Below are 23,723 nucleotides of genomic sequence, written 5' to 3' on the forward strand. Positions count from 1 at the left end.
ATGATTCCATCTGGCTGCAAAATGCTCTAAGGGAAACAAATGCCATGCGACTGATGATCCCGATACTCGTGGGCGCAGCTATCGCCACAACATCTCTGGTGGCCATCGGCTTGAACCTTGACACCGCACCAAAGAAGTCCACAGCGCCTGTGGAAATGGTGGTCCTGCAGCCCGGTTCTTTCGATTTCCGGCTGCCCGGCGAATATCTCAAGGCCGACTGGCCGGTCGATGCGCCAAAGCGGAAAGTCACCTTCAATCGTGGCTTTGAGATCATGAAATATCAGGTCGGCATTGCCGACTATGACGCTTGTGTTAAGGATGGCGCTTGCCAGGCCCCTGAGGCTGCAAACACAAATGCAGACAGACCCGTCACCGGCATCAACTATCGTGACGCCACCGCCTATGCGGCGTGGCTGTCAGAAAAGACCGGTGAAAACTGGCGTCTGCCAACCAATGAGGAATGGGCGTTTGCTGCTGCCGAACGGCTTCAGGATGATGCGCTGGGCCTGCCGGAAGAGGCGACAGACAACCCGGCAACGCGGTGGCTGGCACGCTATAACGCCGAAACCGGCAGTGAGCCACGCGATCCCGAACCAAAGCCACGTGGCCACTTTGGTGAAAACAGCAAGGGGATCGCCGATATTGCCGGCAATGTCTGGGACTGGACGACAAGTTGCTATTTGCGGGCCACGGTGGATGGCAATGACAAGATCACACGCAGCATCGAAAATTGCGGCGTACGGGTGCTGGGTGGCCGCCATCGCAGCTACATGTCTCACTTCATCCGCGACGGTAAAAGCGGTGGCTGCGCTGCCGGTCTGGCGCCGGACAATCTCGGCATTCGCCTGGTTCGCGAACCGTTGACGCTGGCCGGGCGAGCTGCGCGCCTGTGGTCAACAGTCATCGGTGCCTGAAATCTGTATCCCGAAACAGGCTTTGGGGGCAGGACCTGCTAATTTCATTCTGCAAATATTTCAGCCAGGCGTTTGGTGTCGATGGTACGACATATCTTTCCCTCAAGCTTGACGCTGACCACATCCTCACCGGCAACTATTGCATTGACGACCGCTTCCTCCACGGCCTCGACAGCAGCCAGATAAAGCGGGTCGATCAGGGTAAACTGACCCGCCCAGACAGGCATCGCCTCACGCTCCGGGTGTGGCAAGATAGCGGTCACGCCGGTGCGCATTTTCTGCGCGAGGGTCTGTCAATGTGCAAAACCCTACTGTCAGGCCGGGAATGTCAGTGATTGCATTCAAAGGCCCGGGCACACCTGGAAAAGGCAGGCCCAGATCACGAGCGCGTAGGCGTGGGCGTGAGACATCATACCCAACCTTTCTCAAATAGCTTGCAAGGCAGACCGCTGCATCTGCCGCAGCATGAATATGTGCCTGTACATTCTGCCTTCAGCACCTTGCATTCAGCCGATGAAAAGGGCAATTCCACAGCGGAAAACATCCAGAACGGAGCCATAAAATGTTCTTCGCTTCCGACAATTGGGCTGGCGCCCATCCTGCCATTGCGGCGCGCCTATCAGATACGGCCACAGGTTTTTCAGTCGCCTATGGCGATGGTGATCTGGATAAAGCAGTTGAAGAAAAATTCAGCGAAATTTTTGAACGTGACGTGGCCGTTTTTTTTGTAGCAACTGGCACAGCCGCCAATGCGCTTTCGCTGACCCTTTATGGCAAGCCGGGTGGAATTTCCTTCTGTCATCAGCAGGCCCATGTCATTGAAGATGAATGTGGCGCCATCGAATATCTTTCAGGTGGCGGGCGTCTGCACGGTCTTGGCGGCGCACTTGGCCGCATTGATCCGGACAGACTGGACCATGCCTTGGACAAACATGTCCCGGAATTTGTTCATGCCGGGCGCCCGACTACTGTCTCCATCACCCAATCCACCGAAATCGGCACCGTCTATTCACTTGAAGATATTGCCACAATCTCCACCATTACCAAGAAACACAGCCTGCCCCTGCATATGGATGGGGCCCGTTTTGCCAATGCGCTGGTTGCCCTTGAAACCACACCGGCCGAAATGACCTGGAAACGCGGCGTTGACATCGTCTCTTTCGGCGGGACCAAGAATGGCTGCTGGTGCGCTGAGGCAATTGTGCTGTTTGATGCTGATCTGGCGCGTGAACTCAGTTTCCTGCGCAAGCGCGCCGGACAGCTTTTTTCCAAGTCACGCTTTATCGCAGCCCAGTTCGATGCCTATTTTGAAAATGATCTGTGGCTTGAAAATGCGCGCCATTCCAATGCCATGGCCCGGCGCCTGGCGGACATGATCAAGGCAGCGCCCAATGCCCGGCTGGGTTGGGAACCACAGGCCAATGAGGTTTTTGCTGTTTTATCCCGCCAGCAAGCTGACGCCTTGCAAGAGGCTGGTGCTGCCTTCTATGACTGGCCGGTACCAGAAGATTTTTCAAAGCCCTTGGGCAAGGACGAGCAGCTTTATCGTTTTGTCACCAGCTTTGCCACGACAGCGGGCGATATTGAGCGTTTTGCAACCCTGCTTGGCTGATAATTAAAAAAACAAAAAAGGCGGCACAGGATGAGCCTGCGCCGCCTTGTTTTGCCCAATAAAATCAGTTGACCGTCCGGGCCTCGATCTGGGTCGTTGCATCCGCACCATTGGATAAGATGGCGATTTTTCGCGGCTTCATCTCTTCTGGAATGTTGCGCTGCAGGTCGATATGCAGGAGGCCGTTTTTAAGGGCTGCCCCCACAACATCAACATGATCGGCAAGCTGGAAACGACGCTCAAAAGCGCGCGAGGCAATGCCGCGATACAGCAATTCGGAAGCCTTGTTTTCATCCGTATCCTTGCGCTCACCCTTGATAGTCAGCACATTGCGGTGGGCTTCAATAAAAATCTCGTCTTCTGAAAATCCGGCAACAGCCATGGAAATGCGATAGGCATCTTCACCGGTTTTCTCGATATTATAGGGCGGATAGGTCTGACCAACTTCCGGCTGGCCAAGTGTATCCAGCATGGTGAACAGGCGGTCAAATCCAACCGTAGAGCGATAGAGAGGGGAAAAATCGACGTGACGCATGATGTGTTCTCCTGTTGAGCAACAAGGTTTGCGTTGTGACCTTCAAGAAAACCCCTTCAAGGGCACTTTCCGGGCCAGCGGCCCCGACATCGGCGACCGCATTCCATATTTGGGAGCGCTGAAGTCACCTTTCAAGCCCCGCCATACATACCCGGCTATACCCCTGCTATGAATGCGGCACAGATGAACACCGGATGAATGGCGCACTCAAAGCCGGTTCAGACAAGATGCCTTATTCCTTTCATCTGCAATGGACAGGCACCCGGTTCATCCCCGAAAGGCCATCCACAGCCGGTGCAGGAGCAACGTCCCTTCCCCTGCACCGCTCCTGGACCGGAAGCCGCCATGGTGGCTTCCGGTTTTTCAAACCTTGTGCCTTTGCAACGGACATTTTGACTGATTTTCTTGCAATATGGGCTGCACATTCCTATCACCGTGGCATAACAGACAGCACAGGCCAGCCGCTGTATGACAGACCACTTTTTTCACAGCAGCGACAATCCGCTCCCCGACAATGGCGTCGGCGGCTATTTTTCGGCGCGTGATGGCAAGCAGCTTCGCTATGCCCGGTTTTCGCCAACCGCGCGACCGGCCAAAGGCACGGTCATCGTGCTGCAAGGCCGCAATGAAACCATTGAAAAATATTTTGAAACCATTGCCGACCTGTCAGCACGCGGCCTAGGCACGGCCATTTTTGACTTGCGGGGTCAGGGCGCTTCCGATCGGCTGATCCGCAATCAAAACTACGGCTATGTGAAGAGTTTTCACGATTATGCTGATGATCTTGGAACGTTTTTCAAGCAGATCGTGCTGCCCGATTGTCGCGGGCCTTACTATATTCTCGCCCATTCCACCGGCGCGCTGATCGCCCTGCTGGCTGCACCACAACTGGTCAACCGCATTGAGCGCATGGTGCTGCTGACACCTTTCCTTGGCATTCCCGATGAACGCTATTCAATCAAGACAATCCAGCGGATGGCAACAGCACTCCAGCTTGCCGGGCTGGGGCGCATTTGCATCACACGCCGCCACAAAAAAGACTTTGAAACAAATCTGCTCACGTCAGATCCGCTCCGCTTTCACCGCAACAGCCAAATTCATGATGACCATCCGCATCTGCGGCTCAAAGGCCCAACCGTGCGTTGGCTAAAGCAAGCTTGCAAGGCAATCCTGAAGATCAGCGACCCGAATTTCATGGCCCGGATGCATATCCCGACGCTGATTGTTGCAGCAGGTGCCGACCAGATTGTCTCCACCCGCGCCATTGTCCATTTCTCCCGCCATTTGCGGCTGTCATCGCTGCTGACCATCGATGGCGCCCGTCACGAACTTCTTCAGGAAGCCGATTTCTACCGCGAGCAGTTTCTGGCCGCATTCGATGCCTTTGTGCCGGGCAGCGAGGAATGCCATGACAACCTTGCCGCCTGAGCGATAGAGCGCCCATGTGTCCTGTCGAGCGCACAAACCCGTTCATTACTTGTTTTAGAGCATGATGTTTTTCTTGAAACGTCATCATGCTCCAAGCTTTTGTTTATACGCATGATCTTATCTGAAAAGTCTGCAACTTTTCAGGATCATGCTTTACCCACGCAATGCCGCCATGGCAGCCTCGTGCAATTGCGGGGTGGTGGCGGCCAATATGTCACCGCCATTTTCGGCAGGCCCGCCTTCAAAAGTCGTAATAACCCCGCCGGCCTGTTCGATGATCGGGATAAGCGCCACAATATCATAAGGCTGCAATCCGGGGTCCATGACAATATCAACCGTGCCTGCCGCCAGCATGGCAAAGGCGTAGCAATCGGTCCCATAGCGGGCGAGACGTATTTTTTTCTCAAAATCATCATAACGCTGGCGCATCTTTCCCTTGAACAGGGACGGCGTCGTCGTAAAGGAAATGGCATCGGCAAGATTGACCGTCTTGCGAACCTCAAGCTGGCGCGAGCCACTCGGTCCGTCATAATGCGCGCCTGCCCCATCGGCATAAAACAGTTCGCCGGTAAAGGGCTGCGACATCATACCCGCCACCGCATCACCATCAATTGTCAGTCCGACCAGCGTGCCCCACACCGGCAGACCCGAAATAAAGGAGCGTGTGCCATCGATCGGGTCGATCACCCAGACATGGCTGCTGGACAAATTCTCGCTGCCATGTTCTTCGCCCAAAATGCCATGGCCGGGAAATTCCGCATTGATCAGGCGGCGAATTGCAAGTTCGGCCTGCTGATCAGCTTCCGTTACCGGATCAAAACCCTCAGCCTCCTTGTTATCGACCGCACCTCGCGTCCGGAAGCGCGGCAGGGTCTCAGCGGCAGCAACCGAGGCGATCTGCCGAAAAAAATCAGATGAAACGTGCAATTTCTTCTCCTGGGCAATGCGCCGAACGGCAGATCCGTTGAACTGCCTTTCTCATATCAAAACATCTGCCAAAGTCACGATGATTACAGGCTCTATTCCGCAGCCAGAGGCAATGCCCGGAAATGATGGTCGCTCAGGGCCATGAGATCGGCGCAAAATTGCGTCAAGTCAGCCGCCAGGGCACAAAAGCCATCCGTCTTTTCCAGACTGTGTTCGTTCATATAAAGGCTGCGATTGATTTCAATCTGCAAGGCATGAACCCCGCGCATGGGCTGCCCGTAATGTTCGGTGATAAAACCACCCGCATAAGGTTTGTTATACGCAACCGTATAGCCCATGGCCGAAAGCAAAGTGATGGCAATATTGGTCAGTTCCGGCATGGCCGATCTTCCAAAACAATCGCCAATGATGAAATCCGGTCGCAGCCCGCCACCGCCCGACTGAACACCTGCCGGCATGGAATGGCAATCGATCAGCACGGCAAAATTGAATTTGGCAAAGGTCTGAAAAATCAGATGCCGCAACATGTCATGATAGGGTTTATAGGCATGTTCAATGCGCAGGACCGCTTCCTCCAGCGGCAGCCGCCCGGAATAGATATTCTGCCCTTCTCCCACCAGCTTCGGCACCGTGCCAAGACCGCCAGCAACACGGGCCGAGCCGATATTGCAATAAGGCGGCAATCGCTCGACAAACATGCGTGGATCAAGTTCCCACGGCTCACGATTGGCATCCAGATAAGCGCGAGGAAAATTGGCCGCCAGAAGCGGTGCGCCCAGGCCGACACAGCCGCCAAACAGCTCATCGACATAGCAATCTTCGGAACGGCGCACCTGATGGGCATCCAGCCGGCTCATGGCCAGAAAGCGCTCAGGGTAATGGCGCCCGCTATGAGGGGAACTGAACACGAATGGCACACGCTGCTCAGCCGCACATTGCAGCTCAAAAGCGGAAATAACCGAAAAATCCTCGGCTGCACTCGTCACTTTCAACAATTCCCCGCTACAGCATTTTGTGAGCACAGACAGTACCGTCTAACACAAGCAAAATGCGGCTAAAACAAGAGCCTGGAGCATTTCACCCGTTTTCAGCAAGTCAGAAAAATGCTCTGGTTCCATTTTCAGTTCCCGGAAACTGCCACCCATGGCCTTGCAAGTCCAGCACTGCAAGATGACAGCTCTATATTTAGCCTGCCCCATAAGAGCCTGTATGCTGTCTTTACTTGATCTTTACCATGGCTAACTCATATACAATCACAGGAACAGGCTTGGCAGTAGCTGGCCGATTAAGTGATTCGGACGGGACATTATGGCAAGCATTCTGCTGGCAGAAGATGATGATGACATGCGCCGCTTTCTGGTCAAGGCGCTGGAACGGGCTGGCTATCAGGTCAGCGACTTTGACAATGGCGCAAGTGCTTATGAGCGCCTGCGCGAAGAGCCTTTCTCGCTTCTCCTGACAGATATTGTCATGCCGGAAATGGACGGGATCGAACTGGCGCGGCGCGCCACCGAGATCGACCCCGACCTGAAAGTCATGTTCATTACCGGCTTTGCAGCAGTGGCGCTCAACCCCGATTCCAATACGCCACGTGATGCCAAAGTGCTGTCAAAGCCCTTTCATCTGCGCGACCTCGTCAATGAGGTGGAAAAAATGCTTCAGGCAGCATAGCGGTCAAATTTTCTGCAACACGCTATTGACGGGCTGAAACAAAAATGGTGTAAGCCTGCCATTGGATGGGCGTATAGCTCAGCGGGAGAGCACTTCGTTGACATCGAAGGGGTCCCAAGTTCAATCCTTGGTACGCCCACCATCCAACCACTTCAAAACCATGAATTTATTATTGTTTATGAATACTTTATTCAGGTATTGACGACAGCACTTTCTGTGCGACGCCAGATGGTCGCCATCTGTACTCACAAAATGCTCTAAATTCTTGTTTTTACGAATTGTCGCGGACGCCAAATGTTTCCATTTGGCTGCAAAATGCTCCAGGCTAAAACCCTTACTGCTCTCTTTGGCCAAGCAGCATATTGATGACCAGTTCGCGCCCCTCGCGGCTGATGCCAACGCCATTTTCTCGCTGGACAGCCAATCCACGCTCAATCAAACGCTGGGCCAACTCAGGCGTCAATTGCGGATAAGGGCCACGGTTCATGCGCTTCAAAGCCGTGCGCTCTTCTTCTGTCAGATCACTCCAACTGGTCTGGTTCATAGGGTCAGTCTAGCACGTTACAAACAGGTTTTGCAGCACCCTCAATCACGCCGGAACCCTTCACTGGCCACCAGAAGATTGCGTGTATAATCCTGACTGACAGTTCCGCCGACAAGATCAGCAGCACTTAAAAGTTCAACTTCAGCGCCATTTTGCATGACCATCAGCCGGTCACACATATGGGTGACGACGGCAAGGTCATGGCTGACCATGATAAAGGTCAGATTGCGCGCCGCGCGCACCTCTTCCAGAAGGTTCAGCACTTCTGCCTGCACCGAGGCATCAAGCGCCGAGGTGGGTTCATCGAGCAGCAGAATGGACGGCTCAAGAATGAGCGCCCGCGCAATCGCCACCCGCTGGCGCTGACCGCCGGAAAGCTGGTGCGAATAGCGAAAGCGGAAACCAGATCCCAGCCCCACTTCATCCAGTGCCCGGACAATGCGGTTTTCCGTATCGTCAAAACCATGGATCGCCAGCGGCTCAAGCAAAAGCCGGTCAACCGTCTGGCGCGGATGCAGCGACCCGTACGGGTCTTGAAACACCATCTGCACCTGACGATAAAATTCCTTGCTGCGCCTGTGGTCAAGCAGCTTGCCATTGACCTTGATACTGCCGGCACTGACAGGGGCAAGACCGGCAACGGCGCGCAGCAGCGTGGATTTCCCTGAACCGGATTCGCCCACCAGCCCGAAAGATTCACCTGGCGCGACAGTCAGGCTGACAGAGTTCAGCGCCACGAAATCTTCAAAAGTAACGCGCAAGCCATCAATTTCCAGCGCCGGAATCATAGCGCCCACTCCGGCTTACGGTCGAGAACAGGCAGCGGATGACGATCCTTGCCAATGCGCGGCATACAATCAAGCAGCCCTTGTGTGTAGGGATGCTTCGCATTCGCCAGTTCCCCCGCCCGCAATTCTTCAACGATGCGGCCTGCATACATGACGATAATGCGGTCGCAGAAGGAAGAAACCAGCCGCAAATCATGGCTGATGAAGATCAGCCCCATGCCGCGCTCCACCACCAATTGGTCCAAAATACCCAGCACTTCAAGCTGCACAGTCACATCAAGCGCCGAGGTCGGCTCATCGGCAATCAGCAGTTCAGGCCCTGCCACCAGCATCATGGCAATCATGGCGCGCTGCCCCATGCCGCCTGACACCTCATGCGGATAAAGATCAAATACGCGCTCAGGATTGCGGATCTGCACCGCCTCCAGCATGTCGAGCGCCCGCTTGCGCGCCTCACGGCCCGACACTTTTTCATGTGTGCGCAACGTCTCAACAATCTGGCGGCCGATGGTCATCACCGGATTGAGTGAGTATTTCGGGTCCTGCAAAACCATGGCGATACGCCCGCCACGCAGTGCCCGCCGCTCTGCTTGCGAGCTTTTCAACAAATCAATGCCGTTGAATTCCAGCTTCCGGGCGCTGATCTGTCCATGTTCAGGCGTCAGCCCCATAATAGCGCGCCCGGTCTGCGACTTGCCGGAACCGGATTCGCCGACAATGCCCAGCCGCTCGCGCCCCAGCGTGAAGGAAACACCACGCACGGCCTCCACCACCCCGGTGCGGGTGGGAAAAGAAACACGCAAGTTTTCAACCTCAAGCAATGCTGTCATTGGCCGCTGCCCCGCGGGTCAAGCGCATCGCGCAGCCCGTCACCCAGCAGATTGAAGCCGAGGCTGACAATCAAAATGGCAAAGCCCGGCATTGCCGCCACCCACCACTGATCGAGAATAAAACGGCGGCCCGAAGCAATCATTGCCCCCCATTCGGGTAAAGGCGGCTGTGCGCCAAGACCGAGAAAGCCAAGCCCGGCAGCGGTCAGAATAATACCCGCCATATCAAGTGTGACCCGCACAATCAGCGAGGAAATGCAAAGCGGCATAATGTGGCGCAGCACAATGCGCCAGGGTGAGGCCCCCATCAGCCGCACCGCCGATATATAGTCGGAATTGCGCACCGTCAGTGTTTCGGCGCGCGCAATACGCGCATAAGGTGGCCATGAGGTGATGGCAATGGCGATAATGGCGTTGCCGATGCCGGGGCCAAGCGCCGCCACAAAGGCCAGCGCCAGCACCAGCTTGGGAAAGGCAAGGAAAATATCGGTGATGCGCATCAAGACCGCATCCACCCAACCGCCAGCATAACCGGCAACCGTGCCGACCAAAAGACCGATCGGGGCGGCAATGATTGCGACCAGCCCCACCACTTGCAAGGTCAGCCGCGAGCCATAGATCAGCCGGGACAGAATATCACGGCCCTGATCATCGGTGCCCAGCCAGTGCCCTTCGGTTCCCGGCGGCAAAAGTCGTTTGGTGGCAAGATCGCCCGTATAGGGTGAATATGGCGCCAGAGCAGGCGCAAAAAGCGCCACCAGCACCAGGGCGATAATCAAAAACATGCCGATGACGGCCAGCTTGTTGGCGCTGAAACGCCGCCATGTGACATAGGCGCGGCCAAGGCGGGCCTGAAGGCGCGATTGCGGCCGATCGGTCAAAAGCCATTCGCGGCGGGTCATGATGGTGTTGCTCATGCGCCTCAGTTCCTCGTGCGGGGGTCGAGAATGCGATACAGCACGTCAGACAACAGGTTGATGGCGATAAACACCGAACCGATGATGATGGTGCCGCCAAGCACGGCATTCATATCGGCATTCTGGAGCGAATTGGTGATGTAAAGGCCAAGCCCCGGCCAGGCAAAAACGGTTTCGGTCAACACCGAACCTTCCAGAAGACCAGCATAAGACAAGGCAATCACGGTAACCAGCGGCACCGCCGCATTGCGCAATGCATGCCCCCAGATGATGCGCGTTTCCGACAGGCCCTTGGCGCGCGCCGCCACAATATATTCCTGACTGAGCTCATTGAGCATGAAGGACCGTGTCATGCGGCTGATATAGGCCAGCGAAAAATAGCCCAGCAGCGCACCCGGCAAAATAATATGCGAAAAAATATCGCGGAACGCAGCCCAGTCGCGGTTGATGACAGCGTCGATCAGGTAAAAGCCGGTGACAGGCGTGAATGTATATTCAAACACCACATCCATGCGCCCCGGCCCGCCCGTCCAGCCAAGCTTTGCATAAAAGACCAGAAGACCGAGCAAACCCAGCCAGAAAATCGGCACCGAATAACCGACCAGACCAATGACGCGCACGATCTGGTCGGTCAGGCTGCCGCGCTTGACGGCTGCCAATACCCCCAGCGGAATGCCGAAAACCGCCCCGATGATCGTGCCAACTGTCGCCAGTTCCATGGTTGCTGGAAAAACGCGGCGAATATCGGTCATGACCGGATTGGTGGTCAGCACCGAGGTGCCGAAATCGCCTTGCAGCACCCCTTTCACATAAAGAATGAACTGTTGGTAATAGGGCAGATTGAGCCCCATTTCCTGCCGCACACGCTCCACCACATGCGCGGGCGCACGGTCGCCGACAATAGCCAGCACCGGGTCGATCGGCACGACACGGCCAATAAAAAAGGTAACCGCCAGCAGGCCAAGATAGGTGGTCAAAACAATCACCACAAAGCCTGCTGCCGATTTGAAGAAGGCCAGGGCGCGCCGGTTGGTGCGCCTTGGCTTTATGGATGTGTCAGTTGTGCTCACAAAATCTATCCGGCCCGATCAGTTCTTGCTGACAGGTGCAAGCGGGTTGGAATCAAAGCTTGGCCCAAGCCGGTAGTCTTTGACATTGTTGCGCACACCAGCAACCTCGATCTGCTGGAAGATCATCACAAAGGGACTGGTTTCCAGCGCCTCCTGCTGAAGCTCCTGATACATGCCGGCGCGTTTGTCATTGTCACGCTCCAGAAGTGCGTCCTGAACCTGCTGGGTCAGTTCCGGAATATCCCAGGCATTGCGCCAGGCCAGCGATTTGACCGCGGCGTCATCGCCATTGTCAGGATTGGAGGTGAAAGCATCCGCATTGGTGTTGGGGTCCCAATAATCCATGCCCCACTGGCCGATATACAGGTCATGATTGCGGGCACGGTACTTGGTCAGCGTTTGCTTGCCATCGCCGGGAATGATCTCGATCTTCACGCCCGCCTGTCCGGCAGTCTGCTGGAAGGATTCGGCAATTCCGGTCACCGGCTGGGTATTGCGCACATCAAAGGTAACGGAAAACCCATCCTTCAAGCCTGCTTTTTCCAGCAGTTCCTTGGCCTTGTCCACGTCGAAAGTATAGGGGTTGGAATCAAGTGACCCCAGCACGCCCTTGACCTGATAGGTCTGGTGAATTTCACCAATACCTTTAAGCAAAGTGGCGCCAATGGCATCATAATCGACCAGATATTTGAAAGCCTCGCGAACCTCGGGCTTGGCAAGGTTTTCATTCTTCTGATTGAGGCTGATATAATAGACCGTGCCTTTAGGGGCGCTGGTCGAGATCAGATCGGGGTTGCTCTGAACAGCCTCCAGATCACCCGGCTCCAGATTGCGGGCAACATCGACATCGCCTGCCTCAAGCATCAGACGCTGCGTGGCGCTTTCCTTGACATGACGGTAGATGACGCGGTTCAGGGCCGGTTTTTCACCATGATAATTGTCATTGCGCTCCAGCACCAGAATTTCATTGGCGCGCCAGTCACGAATCTTGAACGGACCCGACCCGGCATAATTGGTCTTCATCCAAGCATAGCCGAAATCAGTATCATACTTATTGTCAGCATCCGGCGTCCGCGCCTCGGCATGTTCCATCACCAGCTTCTTGTCGAGAATGGCTCCGACGGTCGCCGTCAGACAGTTGAGCACAAAGCTTGGCGCATAAGGCTTGTCAACGGTAAAGACGAAGGTCGTCTCATCCACCGCCTTTGCCTTTTCAGCAACATTATCACCGGTAAGGCCAAACTGGGTCAGGATGAAGGCCGGGCTTTTATCAAGCTTGACAGCCCGCTCGAACGACCAGGCGACATCTTCAGCCGTCAGTGGATTTCCAGACGCGAATTTGAGGCCGGGCGCCAGCTTGAAGGTATAGGTGAGGCCGTCATCGGAAATTTCCCAGCTTTCGGCAGCCCCCGGTTTGACCTGCGTGGTGTCGTCAATATCGAGGCGCACCAGCATGTCATAGGAATTACCGATAAATTCAGCCGGGCTCAGTTCAAAAGATTCAGCCGGATCAAGCGTGATCGTGTCATCAAAGGCCCAGGCCTGAACCAGCGTATCGGCAGGCGTTGCGGCAAAGGCAGGCGCCATGCCGCCTGAAACGAGCAGCAGCGATAAAGCGGCCCCTGCAAGCAGCGGCTGAAAGCGCAAATTGAATTTCCCCATGGTCATGCTCCACTCCCGTAATAAGCGAATTTCCTGTTCATGTGTCTTAAAGGGATAAAAACCGTTCTTAACGGCAAAGACAATCCCCTGATGGTGCAAATCCGCAAGAGATTGACAGAGCATGTCTTTACCTGCCCTGCATGAAAATGTGGCAGCGCTGGATAAGCTGGATAATTTGTATAATCTGGGACGGCTATCGGCGGCTGGAAACATGCTGGAAATATATTGACGCATGTGCAGACAGGACACTTTTACACAGGGTCCAAGACAAACTGACACGGCGCTTCAATTGCACTAAGATGCTATCGGGGGTTGAAAGGTGGAAAGAGCATGAGTGCCATTCCTGATGAGGTCCCCAAGCTGTGCGAGGCCTGCGAATCCCGGCATAAGGGTATGTGTGGGGCGCTTCAGGTAGAGCAACTCGCAATTCTGGCAAGAATTGCACATAAGCGCGAAGCCAAAAGCGGCGCAGAGCTTCTGGCCGAAGCTGAGCAGGCCGATGTCTATGCCAATGTGCTTTCAGGCGTGGTCAAACTGACCAAGACCCTGTCCGACGGTCGCCAGCAGATTGTCGGCCTTCAATTTGCACCGGATTTTCTCGGTCGGCCGTTCCGCAAGGAAAGTCACCTCAATGCCGAAGCGGCCACCGATGTTGTCTTGTGCACCTTTCCCACTGCCGCTCTTGAGCGCATGATACAGGAAACACCTGAACTGGAACGTCAGCTTTACCGGCAGGTCCTCAACGATCTGGATGAGGCCCGCGACTGGATGGTCACGCTGGGACGCAAGACGGCTTCTGAGAAAGTTGCATCCTTCTTGCTGCTGATTGCCCGCAATATTGACCCCGACAGCGATGCGGAATGCGCTTCAATCACCTTTGACCTGCCGCTGACCCGCGCCGACATCGCTGATTTTCTGGGCCTGACCATTGAAACGGTCAGCCGCCAGTTGACACGGCTGCGCACCGACAAGATCATCAGCATAAAAAACAATCGCTGCATCACCGTGCCCAATCTGGAACGGCTGGCGACACGGGCTGGCAATTGACATTCTTTTTTCCTGCCTGTCTTTATCGTGAACTCAAGAACCCGTTTCAGGACTGACAATTTCAGGCAAGACATGTTCGCGCTCAAAAGCAACATGGCGGCGTTTGGCTTCAAAAAAACCGCGCAGCATGAAACCCAGCGCCTCAGGATTTTCAACCGCACCGGTGCGGCCGAGCACAAGCAGCGCCTCTGTCAGCTCTGCGGCAAAAGATTCATCCTCGACATGTTCGGCAAGCAGCCGCTCCACTGAGGCGGCTCCCCTGCCCTGCTGCTCCAGAACCTGTCCATAGGCTGGCAGCAACGCCTCCTCCTCAAAGCGATGAATACCGCGCAACAGCGGCTCCAGCTCACTGGCAATGGTCAGGCACTTATGGCGATCCACATGATAGGGCAATGAATCGGCCACCTCTTCAAGCAGGTCACAAAGTCGCAATATCTGCGTATGCGCCAGTTCGACAATGGCCAATATGCTGGTCCGGCAGGACTGTTGTGCCACCTCTTCTGCGCCCTTTGCGCCAGAATTCATCTGCACGATTTTCATTCTGCCTGAACCGCCCCTCCAGCCTGTATTTAATTTTTGTGCTATGCATAATGGCCGCAGCCCTCCCCTCTGGCGTTGACATGGATCAATGCAGCGGTGATGTAAGCAGGCGATGAGAGACCATGACGGGCTTTAAGGCTCGACAGAACACATTCGGGGACTCTGGATGACCAACGGATCATATATTGTCGGTTTGGGGCTGTTTGCATTCATCGCCCTTATCGGTGCGGGCTTTGCAGTCGACCAGCCTTTTGCGCAGCACATGTGGCTGCTGTTTTTCATACTTGTCGGTTCCATTTTCGTATTGATACGCCGCACGCAATTTGCGCCGGTAAAAGCCCCTGACCCGAGCGCCTATATGGATGAGCCGATTCGCTACGGCGTTATCGCCACCGTATTCTGGGGTGTCGTCGGCTTTCTGGTTGGTGTTATTATCGCAGCCCAACTGGCCTTTCCCGATCTCAATCTGGAGCCATGGCTGAATTTTGGGCGTCTGCGGCCGCTGCATACCTCCGGCGTGGTTTTCGCCTTTGGCGGCAACATCCTGATCGCCAGTTCGTTTTATGTCGTGCAGCGCACCTGCCGCGCCCGTCTTTTTGGTGGTGATCTGGCCTGGTTCGTGTTCTGGGGCTATCAGCTTTTCATCGTCATGGCCGCCACCGGCTATTTGCTCGGCATCACCCAAAGCCGCGAATATGCCGAACCGGAATGGTATGTCGATCTGCTGCTGACCATTGTGTGGGTCGCCTATCTGATCGTCTTCATGGGCACCATCTTGCGCCGCAAGGAACCGCATATCTATGTGGCCAACTGGTTCTACCTGTCCTTCATCATCACAATTGCCATGCTGCATGTGATCAACAATCTGGCCATTCCGGTCTCCATCTTCGGCTCCAAGAGCTATTCTGCCTTTGCCGGCGTGCAAGATGCGGTGACCCAGTGGTGGTATGGCCATAATGCGGTGGCCTTCTTCCTGACCATCCCCTTCCTGGCGATGATGTATTATTTCGTCCCCAAGCAGGTGAACCGGCCGATCTATTCCTATCGCCTGTCCATCGTTCACTTCTGGTCGATCATCTTCCTCTATATCTGGGCAGGTCCCCACCATCTGCACTACACATCCGTGCCTGACTGGGCGCAGACGCTGGGCATGGTGTTTTCCATCATGCTGTGGATGCCCTCATGGGGCGGCATGATCAACGGGTTGATGACGCTGTCGGGCGCATGGGACAAGATTCGCACCGACCCGATCGTGCGCCTGATGGTGGCAGCTATCGCCTTTTACGGCATGGCCACCTTTGAAGGCCCGATGCTGTCGATCAAGGCGGTCAACTCGCTTTCGCACTATACGGACTGGACCATCGCCCATGTTCACGCCGGTGCGCTGGGCTGGAACGGCATGATCTCATTTGCCGCCGTCTATTATCTGGCGCCAAAACTGTGGAACCGCGAACGGCTCTACTCGATCCGCATGGTCAACTGGCACTTCTGGCTGGCCACCATCGGCATCGTGCTGTACGCCTCCGCCATGTGGGTGTCGGGCATCATGCAGGGTCTGATGTGGCGCGAATATGACAGTCAGGGTTTCCTGGTCTATTCCTTCGTCGAGACCGTCGCAGCCATGTATCCCTATTATGTGATACGCGTGATCGGTGGCCTGTTCTATCTGGCTGGCGGCTTCGTCATGGCCTGGAATCTTTACCAGACCATTCGCGGCCATCTCCGCGACGAGTCGCCGATGACCGGTATCGTCAAGGCCGGTAGCGCACCTGCCGCACAAGTTGCCCGATAAGGAGTGCATCCATGTCCATTTTGAGCAAGCATTCCAAACTTGAGCGCAACGCCACCTTGTTGCTGATCGCCTCGCTGGCGGTGGTGACGGTTGGCGGTCTGGTTGAAATCGCACCCCTGTTCTATCTTCAGAACACGGTTGAGAAGGTTGACGGGATGCGACCTTACTCACCGCTGGAACTGGCAGGGCGCGACATCTATATCCGCGAGGGCTGCTACACCTGCCACTCGCAGCAGATCCGCCCTTTCCGCGACGAGGTGGAACGCTATGGCCATTACAGCCTGGCGGCGGAATCCATGTATGATCACCCCTTCCAGTGGGGCTCAAAACGCACCGGACCGGATCTTGCCCGCGTCGGCGACCGCTATTCCAATGAATGGCATGTCCAGCATCTGATCGAACCGCGCTCTGTGGTGCCTGAATCCGTGATGCCGCGCTATGGCTTCCTGAAAGACAGGGACCTTCAGATCCGCAATTTCGAGACCCATCTGATCGCCAACCGGCGCGTGGGCGTGCCCTACACGGATGAGATGATCGAAAATGCTGTCGCCGACCTGAGGGCTCAGGCTGATCCCGACGCCGATACATCCGGCCTTGAGGAACGCTATCCAAAGGTCAAGCTCGGTGATTTTGACGGCAATCCCAACCGCCTGACGGAGATGGACGCATTGGTCGCCTATCTCCAGATGCTCGGCACGCTGGTTGACTTCACCAGCTATGACGAGCCGGCAAATCTGCGTTAGGAGGTCTTGATGGAGACCTACACTTTCCTGCGCCAATTTGCCGATTCATGGGTGTTGCTGCTCATGGTGCTGTTTTTCATCGGCGCCATACTCTTTGTCTTCTTCCGCCCCGGCAGCCGCAAAAAAGCCGAGGACGCTTCTCGCATTCCGTTTAAGGACGATGATTGACATGAGCCAGAAGGAAATCGACGAGATCAGTGGCGTTGCCACGACCGGTCATGAATGGGATGGCATCAAGGAACTCGACAATCCCATGCCACGCTGGTGGCTGTGGACCTATTACGCCACCATTGTATGGTCACTGGCCTATGTCATCGCCTATCCGGCCTGGCCATTGATCAGCAATTCCACAACCGGCTTGCTGAACTGGTCTAGCCGCGGCGATCTGCGCGCCGAAATGGTAGCGGCTGAAGCTGCCAAGGGTGACTATACCGCAGCTATCACCAATGCCACGGTTGAAGAAATCCTTGCCGATGACACGCTGCGCCAGTTTGCCATTTCCGCAGGGGGTGCTGCTTTCAGGGTCAATTGCGTGCAGTGCCATGGTTCGGGTGCAGCAGGCTCTCCCGGCTATCCAAACCTCAATGACGACGAATGGCTGTGGGGGGGAAGTCCGGAAGAAATCTATACCACCATTGCCCATGGCATTCGTTTTGCCGGTGATGATGACACCCATATTTCTGAAATGCCGGCCTATGGCGAGATTTTCACCCGTGAGGAAATCAACGACGTGGTGCAACATGTGGTGGCCTTGTCCAGCGGCGGCGATTTGTCTGGCCCCGGCGCTGAAATCTTTGCCGACAATTGCGCCGCCTGTCATGGCGAGACCGGCAAGGGCGACATTGAGTTTGGCGCGCCTGACCTGACCGACGCCATCTGGCTTTATGGTTCCAGCCCTGCGGAAATTACCGCTCAGGTACGCCAGCCACGCCATGGCGTGATGCCAGCCTGGCAGGCCCGCCTTGGTGACACCACGGTCAAGGAACTGGCCGTCTATGTCCATTCTCTGGGCGGCGGCCAATGATACGGATTTTAGAGCGCCGTGCGTCCTGTCGGACGCACAAAGGACGCTCTAACTCTTTGAATGAGCATCGGAATTATCCAAAATCGATTCCACTTTTTGGTCCGATGCTCTAGCCTGATCAAAGCAAAAAGGCCGGTATTCACACCGGCCTTTTTGGTCTGTCAATCCACGCAACGTCACTGTGACGCACCCTTATCTTGATTTAAATCAAGCACTTTCCATTGCGAAGCCCCATGTGTCTCTTTTATGATCCGTGTTGATCAGGAGAAGAAGCTCATGTCTGGCACTGTCGAGTTTGAACGCCACGATGCTGAGGCGGTCAACTCTGCCAAGCTGCGTCAGCCGCTCTACGCCGCGCGTAAAAAGATTTTCCCAAAGCGGGCCAAAGGCTCATTTCGGAATTTCAAATGGCTGGTCATGGTTGTTACGCTCGGCATCTATTATCTGACGCCGTGGATTCGCTGGGACCGTGGCCCGCACGCGCCCGATCAGGCCGTGCTGGTCGATATCGCCAATCGCCGCTTCTATTTCTTTTTCATCGAAATCTGGCCGCAGGAGTTTTTTCTCGTTGCCGGCCTGTTGATCATGGCCGGACTTGGCCTGTTTCTCATCACCTCCACGGTGGGGCGCGCCTGGTGCGGCTATACCTGCCCGCAAACCGTCTGGGTTGATTTGTTTCTTGTTGTGGAGCGTGCCGTCGAGGGCGACCGCAATGCCCGTATGCGGCTCGATCAGGGACCATGGACAGCCCGCAAGATCGGCCTGCGCACCTTAAAACATTCCATCTGGATTGCGATTGCCGTGGCGACAGGCGGCGCATGGATTTTCTACTTTGCCGATGCCCCCACCCTGCTGGTTGATTTTGTCACCGGAACGGCTGCCCCGATTGCCTATATGACCGTCGCCATCCTGACCATCACCACCTATGTATTTGGCGGGCTGATGCGCGAGCAGGTCTGCACCTATATGTGTCCCTGGCCGCGCATTCAGGCAGCCATGCTGGACGAGCATTCGCTGACCGTCACCTATAATGACTGGCGCGGAGAACCCCGCACCCGCGGCACCAAGAAAGCCCTGGCGCAAGGTGTGGAGGCAGGTGATTGCGTCGATTGCAATGCCTGTGTGGTGGTCTGCCCGATGGGCATCGACATTCGCGATGGCCAGCAGCTTGAATGCATCACCTGTGCGCTGTGCATTGACGCCTGCGATGATGTGATGGGCAAGCTTGGCCGCGAGCGCGGCCTGATTTCCTATGCAACGCTGGCCGATTATAACGCCAATATGCTGCTGGCCACCGGCGATGGCAGCCATGAAATCCGCCCCTCATTGGTACATGACAGTGCAGGCAAACTCACGGAAGCGGTATCAAAATTCCACATCCGCAAACTGTTTCGGCCCCGCACATTTGTCTATTTCGGCGGCTGGGTCCTGATCGGCCTGTTGCTGCTCTACGGTCTGGTGTCGCGCGAGCGACTGGAAATGAATGTCCTGCATGACCGCAATCCGCAATATGTCGTGCTGTCCGACGGGTCGATCCGCAATGGCTATACGATCAAGCTGCTCAATAAAATTCCTGAACAGCGCACCGTGACCATCTCGATTGACAATCTGCCGGGCGCAACCATGAATGCCCTTGGCCTTGATCAGGAAGAAGGCACAACCATTACGGTGGCGCTGGAGCCGGACCGGAGCCATTCACTCAAGGTTTTTGTGCGCCAGCCACGCGGTGAGGCAAAAAAACCGGGCGATGCACAGCCATTCGTTTTTCGTGTCGAGGACAAGTCAAGCCTCGACAGGGCCGACTATGTGGCCAGCTTTGAGACACCGGAGTAATTTATCCATGACCCAGCAATTTACCGGGCGTCATTTTCTGCTGATCATGATTGCGTTTTTCAGCGTCATCATCACTGTCAACCTCGCCATGGCCTATTTTGCCTATTCAAGCTGGACAGGCTTTGTGGTGCGTAATGCACATATTGCCGGGCTGGAATTCAACCGGAAGTCACGCGAGCATCAAGACCAGGTTGCGCTGGGCTGGCAAACCACTCTGGAGGGTGCAGACGGTATCTTCCGCTTTGCGCTGACAGATGCTGAAGGCAGGCCAGTGGAATTGAAAAGCGGCATGGCCATATTTCGCCGTCCGATCGGCGATACGCAAGACACGATGATTGCGCTGACGCCTGTCCCCAATGGTGCGCTGGATGCCCCATTTGCGCTGGGCGATGGTATATGGAATGTTGAAATCGAGGCGGATGCCGGGCGCGATGTGCCCTGGCATGAAATTCACCGCATCACCGTCAAAAACGGGGTGATCAAATGAGTTGTTGCGCACCTGGAAGTGAAGACCTTGCCAGAATAAGCGGTGCCCTGCCCTCTGACGAGGAACTGGTCTTTGCAGCCCATGATATGGGCGACGGGACGCACCAGATAGAGCTTTCGGTGCCCCGCGTTCATTGCGGCGCCTGCATCCATACGGTTGAAAGTGCGCTTCACAAACTCGACCATGTCGAGCGCGCACGGGTCAACCTGTCAACCAAACGCGTCAGCGTGCGCTGGCGTGGCGATGAACCGCCTCCTTTTGTGCAGACGCTTGATGAGCTTGGCTATACGCCAAATCTGTTTGACGACACACAAGACGGGCGCGATCCGGTGCTTTCGCAATTGCTGCGGGCGCTGGCGGTTTGCGGCTTTGCCGCCAGCAATGTCATGCTCTTGTCCGTCGGGGTCTGGTCGGGGGCTGATGGTGCGACACGCGACCTGTTCCACTGGATTTCAGCACTGATTGCAATTCCGGCTCTGGTGATGGGCGGTGGCATCTTTTATCGCTCGGCATGGAGCGCGCTGCGCCATGGCTATATGAATATGGATGTGCCAATCGCCGTTGGCATCACCATGGCCTATGCGCTCAGCATCTATGACACATGGCATTCAGGCCAGCACGCCTATTTCGATGCGTCGGTAACGCTGTTGTTTTTCCTGCTCATCGGACGCACCCTTGATCATGTCATGCGCAGCAAGGCGCGCGCCGCTGTTACCGGTCTTGCCCGGCTCAGCCCGCGTGGCGCTCTGGTGTTGTTTGACGATGGCAGCCGCGACTATCGCCCCATCGGTGAAGTCAGACCCGGAATGCGGCTCCTGGTGGCGGCAGGCGAGCGCATTCCAGTCGATGCAAGGATCCTGCAGGGCGCATCCGATCTGGATTGCGCGCTGGTCAGTGGTGAAAGTACGCCTCTTCCGGTATCAACCGGCAATGAGATTCAGGCAGGAACCCTCAATCTGACCGGGCCGCTCACGCTGGAAGTGCTGCGTCCCGCCACCTCGTCTTTCCTTGCTGAAATGATGCGGCTGATGGAGGCTGCCGAAGGTGGACGCGCCCTTTATCGCCGTATTGCCGACCGTGTTGCATCGCTCTACGCACCAGTCCTGCATCTGACAGCGCTCATCACCTTCATCGTCTGGATGTTGAGCGGTTCCGACTGGCATCAGGCCGCCACCATTGCCATTGCCGTGCTCATCATCACCTGCCCCTGTGCGCTCGGCCTTGCCGTTCCCATCGTGCAGGTGGTGGCGGCGCGGCGTTTGTTTGAGAACGGCATCATGGTCAAGGATGGCGCCGCCATGGAACGACTGGCACAGGCTGACACCGTCATATTCGACAAGACCGGCACGCTGACCCTTGGCCAGCCGCGCCTGACCAATGTGCATGAGACAGAGCCGAAACTGTTAGAGATTGCGGCAGCCCTTGCCACCCATTCCCGCCACCCGCTTTCACAGGCCATTGCCGCACAAGCCAGCCACACTCTTCTTCCCGCTTTTGACGAGGTCAAGGAACATCCCGGCTTTGGCATGGAAGCAACAGAGGGCAAAACGCTCTGGCGGCTGGGGCGCGCCAGTTGGGCTGCCAATACAAAGGAAGAAAGCGGCACAGTGCTTTCGCGGGATGGTGAAATCGTCGCCCGCTTCACCTTTGAAGATGAGGTGCGCCCCGGTGCACGGGCCGCCATTGCCGCCCTCAAGGCCAGAACCGGCCCGGTCGAGATGCTGTCTGGCGATACGGAAAATGCTTGCCGCCGTGTTGCGGCAACGCTTGGCATCGACACATGGCGCGCCGCATTATTGCCCGCACAAAAGGTGGAGCGCATTGAGGAGTTGAGCAATCAGGGCCGCAAGGTGCTGATGGTGGGAGACGGGCTCAATGATGCCCCTGCACTCAGTGCTGCCCATGTTTCCATCGCGCCCGCCACTGCTGCCGATATTGGCCGCAACGCTGCCGATTTCGTGTTCTTGCGTGAAGACATGTCGGCCGTCACCACGGCAATCGAAGTGGCAAAACGTGCCAACCAGTTGATCCGCCAGAATATCGGCATTGCTGTTGTCTATAATTTCATTGCCATTCCAATCGCCATTGCAGGCTATGTAACACCGCTGATTGCCGCCATCGCCATGTCAGGCTCATCGATCATCGTCATTTTCAATGCGCTGCGCCTCATGCGCACCGGCAAGACGACACAGGCTGCGCAACTGCCCGTCGCCGCAGAACCGGTAACAGCATGAGTGTCCTGATTTATCTTATTCCGGCAGCGCTGATTTTTGGCACAGCCAGCCTTATTACCTTTTTATGGACGCTGCGCAGTGGCCAGTATGACGATCTTGATGGCGCGGCCTATCGCGTGCTGATGGATGATGACGCCGACAAACCAGGCGACGATACGAAACCATAAAACCTGTCGCCACCAAGTTGATCAGGGTTCAGCAACCACTTCCTTCAGGCCCCGCAGGGCTTCTTGCACATCGTCACGCGCTTCTGCCGCTTCCGGATAGATGGCATAGGCGGGATAGGTAAATTCCGGTGCGCCCTCGACGCGCTCAAGTTCGCCGCTTGCAATATAAGGAGTGGTTACGCCTTTGCGGAAATAGCCAACACCGCCTGCCCGCAAAATATAGCTCAGCCCCAGCGGACCAAGCCCGACCATGAGACCCGGCTCGCCAAATTTCTGCCCAAAGCTGCGCTGGGCCGCAAAGCTCTCGCCCCAGTCAACATGCACATAATCCAGCGGCTGATTTTTTCCAGGCGTGCGCACTAAAACAAGCTGTTCTTCCTCAATCAGTTCAATCTTGAAACCCGGCAGCAGTTTGGGCGTATAAAGCACCGCCATATCAAGCACGCCGGTGCGCAACTGCTCCAGCAACTGATCCGGCACACCGACATGCGCATGGATGGCGATTTGGGGCTGCTTGCGCTTCATCCACACCAGCCAGTTCAGCAAGAGCGGGTTCCATAAGCTCAACTCGCCGCCAAGCGCCACCACACTGCTGCGTCCCGGCGGCACGGTCAGTTGCTGGCGCGCCCGCTCCCAGATCTGCACCATGGATTGCGCAAAGCGCTCAAACTCGCGTCCTGCCGGGGTCAATGTCGCGCCATTGCGGTTGCGCACGAACAATTGACGACCGAGTTCCTCTTCCAGCATGCGGATACGCGCACTCACCGTCGTCTGGGAAACATGCAGGCGATCAGCCGCTTTCAGGAAAGAGCCGGTGTGAATGATTTCCAGAAAAGTCAAAGCCCGGTCGATATCCATGTCCGCAGCCTCCCCCAAGTTCTGTCTAAAGTGCTGCATACACATTATTGATGCAATTATTTTGCACTGATAGCGCAGTTAATTCCGTTTGCCTTCCCTT

The 23,723-nt window shown here is 55.9% G+C and carries 25 protein-coding genes and 1 tRNA gene; 14 read left to right on the plus strand and 12 right to left on the minus strand.

Features of this window, described 5'->3' with window-relative positions:
- Window positions 1-44: 44 nt before the first annotated feature.
- The gene (locus ACFPLB_RS09575) at window positions 45-914 is read left to right on the plus strand and encodes an SUMF1/EgtB/PvdO family nonheme iron enzyme (protein WP_378229119.1); all 870 of its coding nucleotides are present in this window, start codon (window positions 45-47) and stop codon (window positions 912-914) included.
- A gap of 44 nt (window positions 915-958) precedes the next feature.
- Here the strand turns inward: ACFPLB_RS09575 and ACFPLB_RS09580 are convergent, their stop codons facing one another.
- A complete protein-coding gene (locus tag ACFPLB_RS09580; protein ID WP_378229120.1) occupies window positions 959-1,177 on the minus strand; it encodes a hypothetical protein in 219 nt (72 codons plus the stop codon).
- Between the two features lie 299 nt (window positions 1,178-1,476).
- Between ACFPLB_RS09580 and ACFPLB_RS09585 the strand changes: the two genes are divergently transcribed.
- Entirely contained in the window at window positions 1,477-2,526 is a 1,050-nt protein-coding gene (locus tag ACFPLB_RS09585; RefSeq protein WP_378229121.1) for a threonine aldolase family protein, read from the plus strand.
- Window positions 2,527-2,590: 64 nt separating this feature from the next.
- Here the strand turns inward: ACFPLB_RS09585 and ACFPLB_RS09590 are convergent, their stop codons facing one another.
- Complete coding sequence (locus ACFPLB_RS09590; protein ID WP_378229122.1) at window positions 2,591-3,061, minus strand: Hsp20 family protein; 471 nt, start codon at window positions 3,059-3,061, stop codon at window positions 2,591-2,593.
- Window positions 3,062-3,529: 468 nt separating this feature from the next.
- Here ACFPLB_RS09590 and ACFPLB_RS09595 point away from each other — a divergent pair, with 468 nt between their 5' ends.
- Window positions 3,530-4,489 (plus strand): alpha/beta fold hydrolase, encoded by a 960-nt coding sequence (locus ACFPLB_RS09595; protein WP_378229123.1) that lies wholly within the window; start codon window positions 3,530-3,532, stop codon window positions 4,487-4,489.
- A gap of 153 nt (window positions 4,490-4,642) precedes the next feature.
- Here ACFPLB_RS09595 and hisN read toward each other — a convergent pair whose 3' ends face one another.
- Together hisN and ACFPLB_RS09605 are read right to left on the minus strand one after the other, a co-directional pair.
- Complete coding sequence (gene hisN / locus ACFPLB_RS09600) at window positions 4,643-5,416, minus strand: histidinol-phosphatase (RefSeq protein WP_378229124.1); 774 nt, start codon at window positions 5,414-5,416, stop codon at window positions 4,643-4,645.
- Window positions 5,417-5,508: 92 nt separating this feature from the next.
- Complete coding sequence (locus tag ACFPLB_RS09605; RefSeq protein WP_378229222.1) at window positions 5,509-6,444, minus strand: N-formylglutamate amidohydrolase; 936 nt, start codon at window positions 6,442-6,444, stop codon at window positions 5,509-5,511.
- Window positions 6,445-6,724: 280 nt separating this feature from the next.
- Here ACFPLB_RS09605 and cpdR point away from each other — a divergent pair, with 280 nt between their 5' ends.
- Together cpdR and ACFPLB_RS09615 are read left to right on the plus strand one after the other, a co-directional pair.
- Entirely contained in the window at window positions 6,725-7,087 is a 363-nt protein-coding gene (gene cpdR, locus ACFPLB_RS09610; RefSeq protein WP_378229125.1) for a cell cycle two-component system response regulator CpdR, read from the plus strand.
- Window positions 7,088-7,154: 67 nt separating this feature from the next.
- Window positions 7,155-7,229: transfer RNA gene (locus ACFPLB_RS09615), tRNA-Val, on the plus strand.
- A gap of 192 nt (window positions 7,230-7,421) precedes the next feature.
- On the opposite strand, the gene ACFPLB_RS09620 is transcribed toward ACFPLB_RS09615, so the two are convergent.
- From ACFPLB_RS09620 to ACFPLB_RS09645, 6 genes are read right to left on the minus strand one after another with little or no spacing between them, the layout of a single operon-like run.
- The gene (locus ACFPLB_RS09620; protein WP_378229126.1) at window positions 7,422-7,631 is read right to left on the minus strand and encodes a hypothetical protein; all 210 of its coding nucleotides are present in this window, start codon (window positions 7,629-7,631) and stop codon (window positions 7,422-7,424) included.
- A gap of 41 nt (window positions 7,632-7,672) precedes the next feature.
- The gene (locus tag ACFPLB_RS09625; protein WP_378229127.1) at window positions 7,673-8,419 is read right to left on the minus strand and encodes an ABC transporter ATP-binding protein; all 747 of its coding nucleotides are present in this window, start codon (window positions 8,417-8,419) and stop codon (window positions 7,673-7,675) included.
- Window positions 8,416-9,249, minus strand: a complete 834-nt coding sequence (locus ACFPLB_RS09630) for an ABC transporter ATP-binding protein (protein WP_378229128.1) — start codon at window positions 9,247-9,249, stop codon at window positions 8,416-8,418. The genes ACFPLB_RS09625 and ACFPLB_RS09630 overlap by 4 nt, the downstream gene beginning before the upstream one ends.
- Entirely contained in the window at window positions 9,246-10,166 is a 921-nt protein-coding gene (nikC, locus tag ACFPLB_RS09635; protein WP_378229129.1) for a nickel transporter permease, read from the minus strand. The genes ACFPLB_RS09630 and nikC overlap by 4 nt, the downstream gene beginning before the upstream one ends.
- Before the next feature lie 5 nt (window positions 10,167-10,171).
- Complete coding sequence (locus tag ACFPLB_RS09640; RefSeq protein WP_378229130.1) at window positions 10,172-11,236, minus strand: ABC transporter permease; 1,065 nt, start codon at window positions 11,234-11,236, stop codon at window positions 10,172-10,174.
- Between the two features lie 18 nt (window positions 11,237-11,254).
- Entirely contained in the window at window positions 11,255-12,904 is a 1,650-nt protein-coding gene (locus ACFPLB_RS09645; RefSeq protein WP_378229131.1) for an ABC transporter substrate-binding protein, read from the minus strand.
- Between the two features lie 324 nt (window positions 12,905-13,228).
- Here ACFPLB_RS09645 and ACFPLB_RS09650 point away from each other — a divergent pair, with 324 nt between their 5' ends.
- On the plus strand, window positions 13,229-13,945 hold the full coding sequence (locus ACFPLB_RS09650; protein ID WP_378229132.1) for a Crp/Fnr family transcriptional regulator: 717 nt from the start codon (window positions 13,229-13,231) through the stop codon (window positions 13,943-13,945).
- Between the two features lie 33 nt (window positions 13,946-13,978).
- Here ACFPLB_RS09650 and ACFPLB_RS09655 read toward each other — a convergent pair whose 3' ends face one another.
- Entirely contained in the window at window positions 13,979-14,470 is a 492-nt protein-coding gene (locus ACFPLB_RS09655) for a hemerythrin domain-containing protein (RefSeq protein WP_378229133.1), read from the minus strand.
- A 181-nt stretch (window positions 14,471-14,651) separates the two neighbouring features.
- Between ACFPLB_RS09655 and ccoN the strand changes: the two genes are divergently transcribed.
- The 8 genes from ccoN to ccoS all read left to right on the plus strand — a co-directional run bounded on the left by ccoN (window position 14,652) and on the right by ccoS (window position 22,765).
- Window positions 14,652-16,277 carry a cytochrome-c oxidase, cbb3-type subunit I gene (gene ccoN / locus ACFPLB_RS09660; protein WP_378229134.1) on the plus strand — a complete coding sequence of 542 codons (1,626 nt, stop codon included), beginning with the start codon at window positions 14,652-14,654 and terminating at the stop codon, window positions 16,275-16,277.
- Between the two features lie 11 nt (window positions 16,278-16,288).
- The gene (ccoO, locus tag ACFPLB_RS09665) at window positions 16,289-17,020 is read left to right on the plus strand and encodes a cytochrome-c oxidase, cbb3-type subunit II (RefSeq protein ID WP_378229135.1); all 732 of its coding nucleotides are present in this window, start codon (window positions 16,289-16,291) and stop codon (window positions 17,018-17,020) included.
- Window positions 17,021-17,029: 9 nt separating this feature from the next.
- Window positions 17,030-17,188 (plus strand): cbb3-type cytochrome c oxidase subunit 3, encoded by a 159-nt coding sequence (locus tag ACFPLB_RS09670; RefSeq protein WP_378229136.1) that lies wholly within the window; start codon window positions 17,030-17,032, stop codon window positions 17,186-17,188.
- Between the two features lies 1 nt (window position 17,189).
- Entirely contained in the window at window positions 17,190-18,044 is an 855-nt protein-coding gene (gene ccoP, locus ACFPLB_RS09675; RefSeq protein ID WP_378229137.1) for a cytochrome-c oxidase, cbb3-type subunit III, read from the plus strand.
- A gap of 276 nt (window positions 18,045-18,320) precedes the next feature.
- Window positions 18,321-19,877, plus strand: coding sequence for a cytochrome c oxidase accessory protein CcoG (ccoG, locus tag ACFPLB_RS09680; RefSeq protein WP_378229138.1), 1,557 nt, complete (start codon window positions 18,321-18,323; stop codon window positions 19,875-19,877).
- Between the two features lie 7 nt (window positions 19,878-19,884).
- The gene (locus ACFPLB_RS09685) at window positions 19,885-20,364 is read left to right on the plus strand and encodes a FixH family protein (protein ID WP_378229139.1); all 480 of its coding nucleotides are present in this window, start codon (window positions 19,885-19,887) and stop codon (window positions 20,362-20,364) included.
- Window positions 20,361-22,598: a cation-translocating P-type ATPase gene (locus ACFPLB_RS09690; protein ID WP_378229140.1), complete on the plus strand. Its 2,238-nt coding sequence runs from the start codon at window positions 20,361-20,363 to the stop codon at window positions 22,596-22,598. Before ACFPLB_RS09685 ends, ACFPLB_RS09690 begins: the two co-directional genes overlap by 4 nt.
- Entirely contained in the window at window positions 22,595-22,765 is a 171-nt protein-coding gene (gene ccoS / locus ACFPLB_RS09695; protein WP_378229141.1) for a cbb3-type cytochrome oxidase assembly protein CcoS, read from the plus strand. Before ACFPLB_RS09690 ends, ccoS begins: the two co-directional genes overlap by 4 nt.
- A gap of 21 nt (window positions 22,766-22,786) precedes the next feature.
- Here the strand turns inward: ccoS and ACFPLB_RS09700 are convergent, their stop codons facing one another.
- Window positions 22,787-23,623: a LysR family transcriptional regulator gene (locus ACFPLB_RS09700; protein ID WP_378229142.1), complete on the minus strand. Its 837-nt coding sequence runs from the start codon at window positions 23,621-23,623 to the stop codon at window positions 22,787-22,789.
- Window positions 23,624-23,723: the final 100 nt, after the last annotated feature.

The sequence above is a fragment of the Aquamicrobium segne genome, from assembly GCF_042656785.1.
Lineage (GTDB): Bacteria > Pseudomonadota > Alphaproteobacteria > Rhizobiales > Rhizobiaceae > Mesorhizobium > Mesorhizobium segne.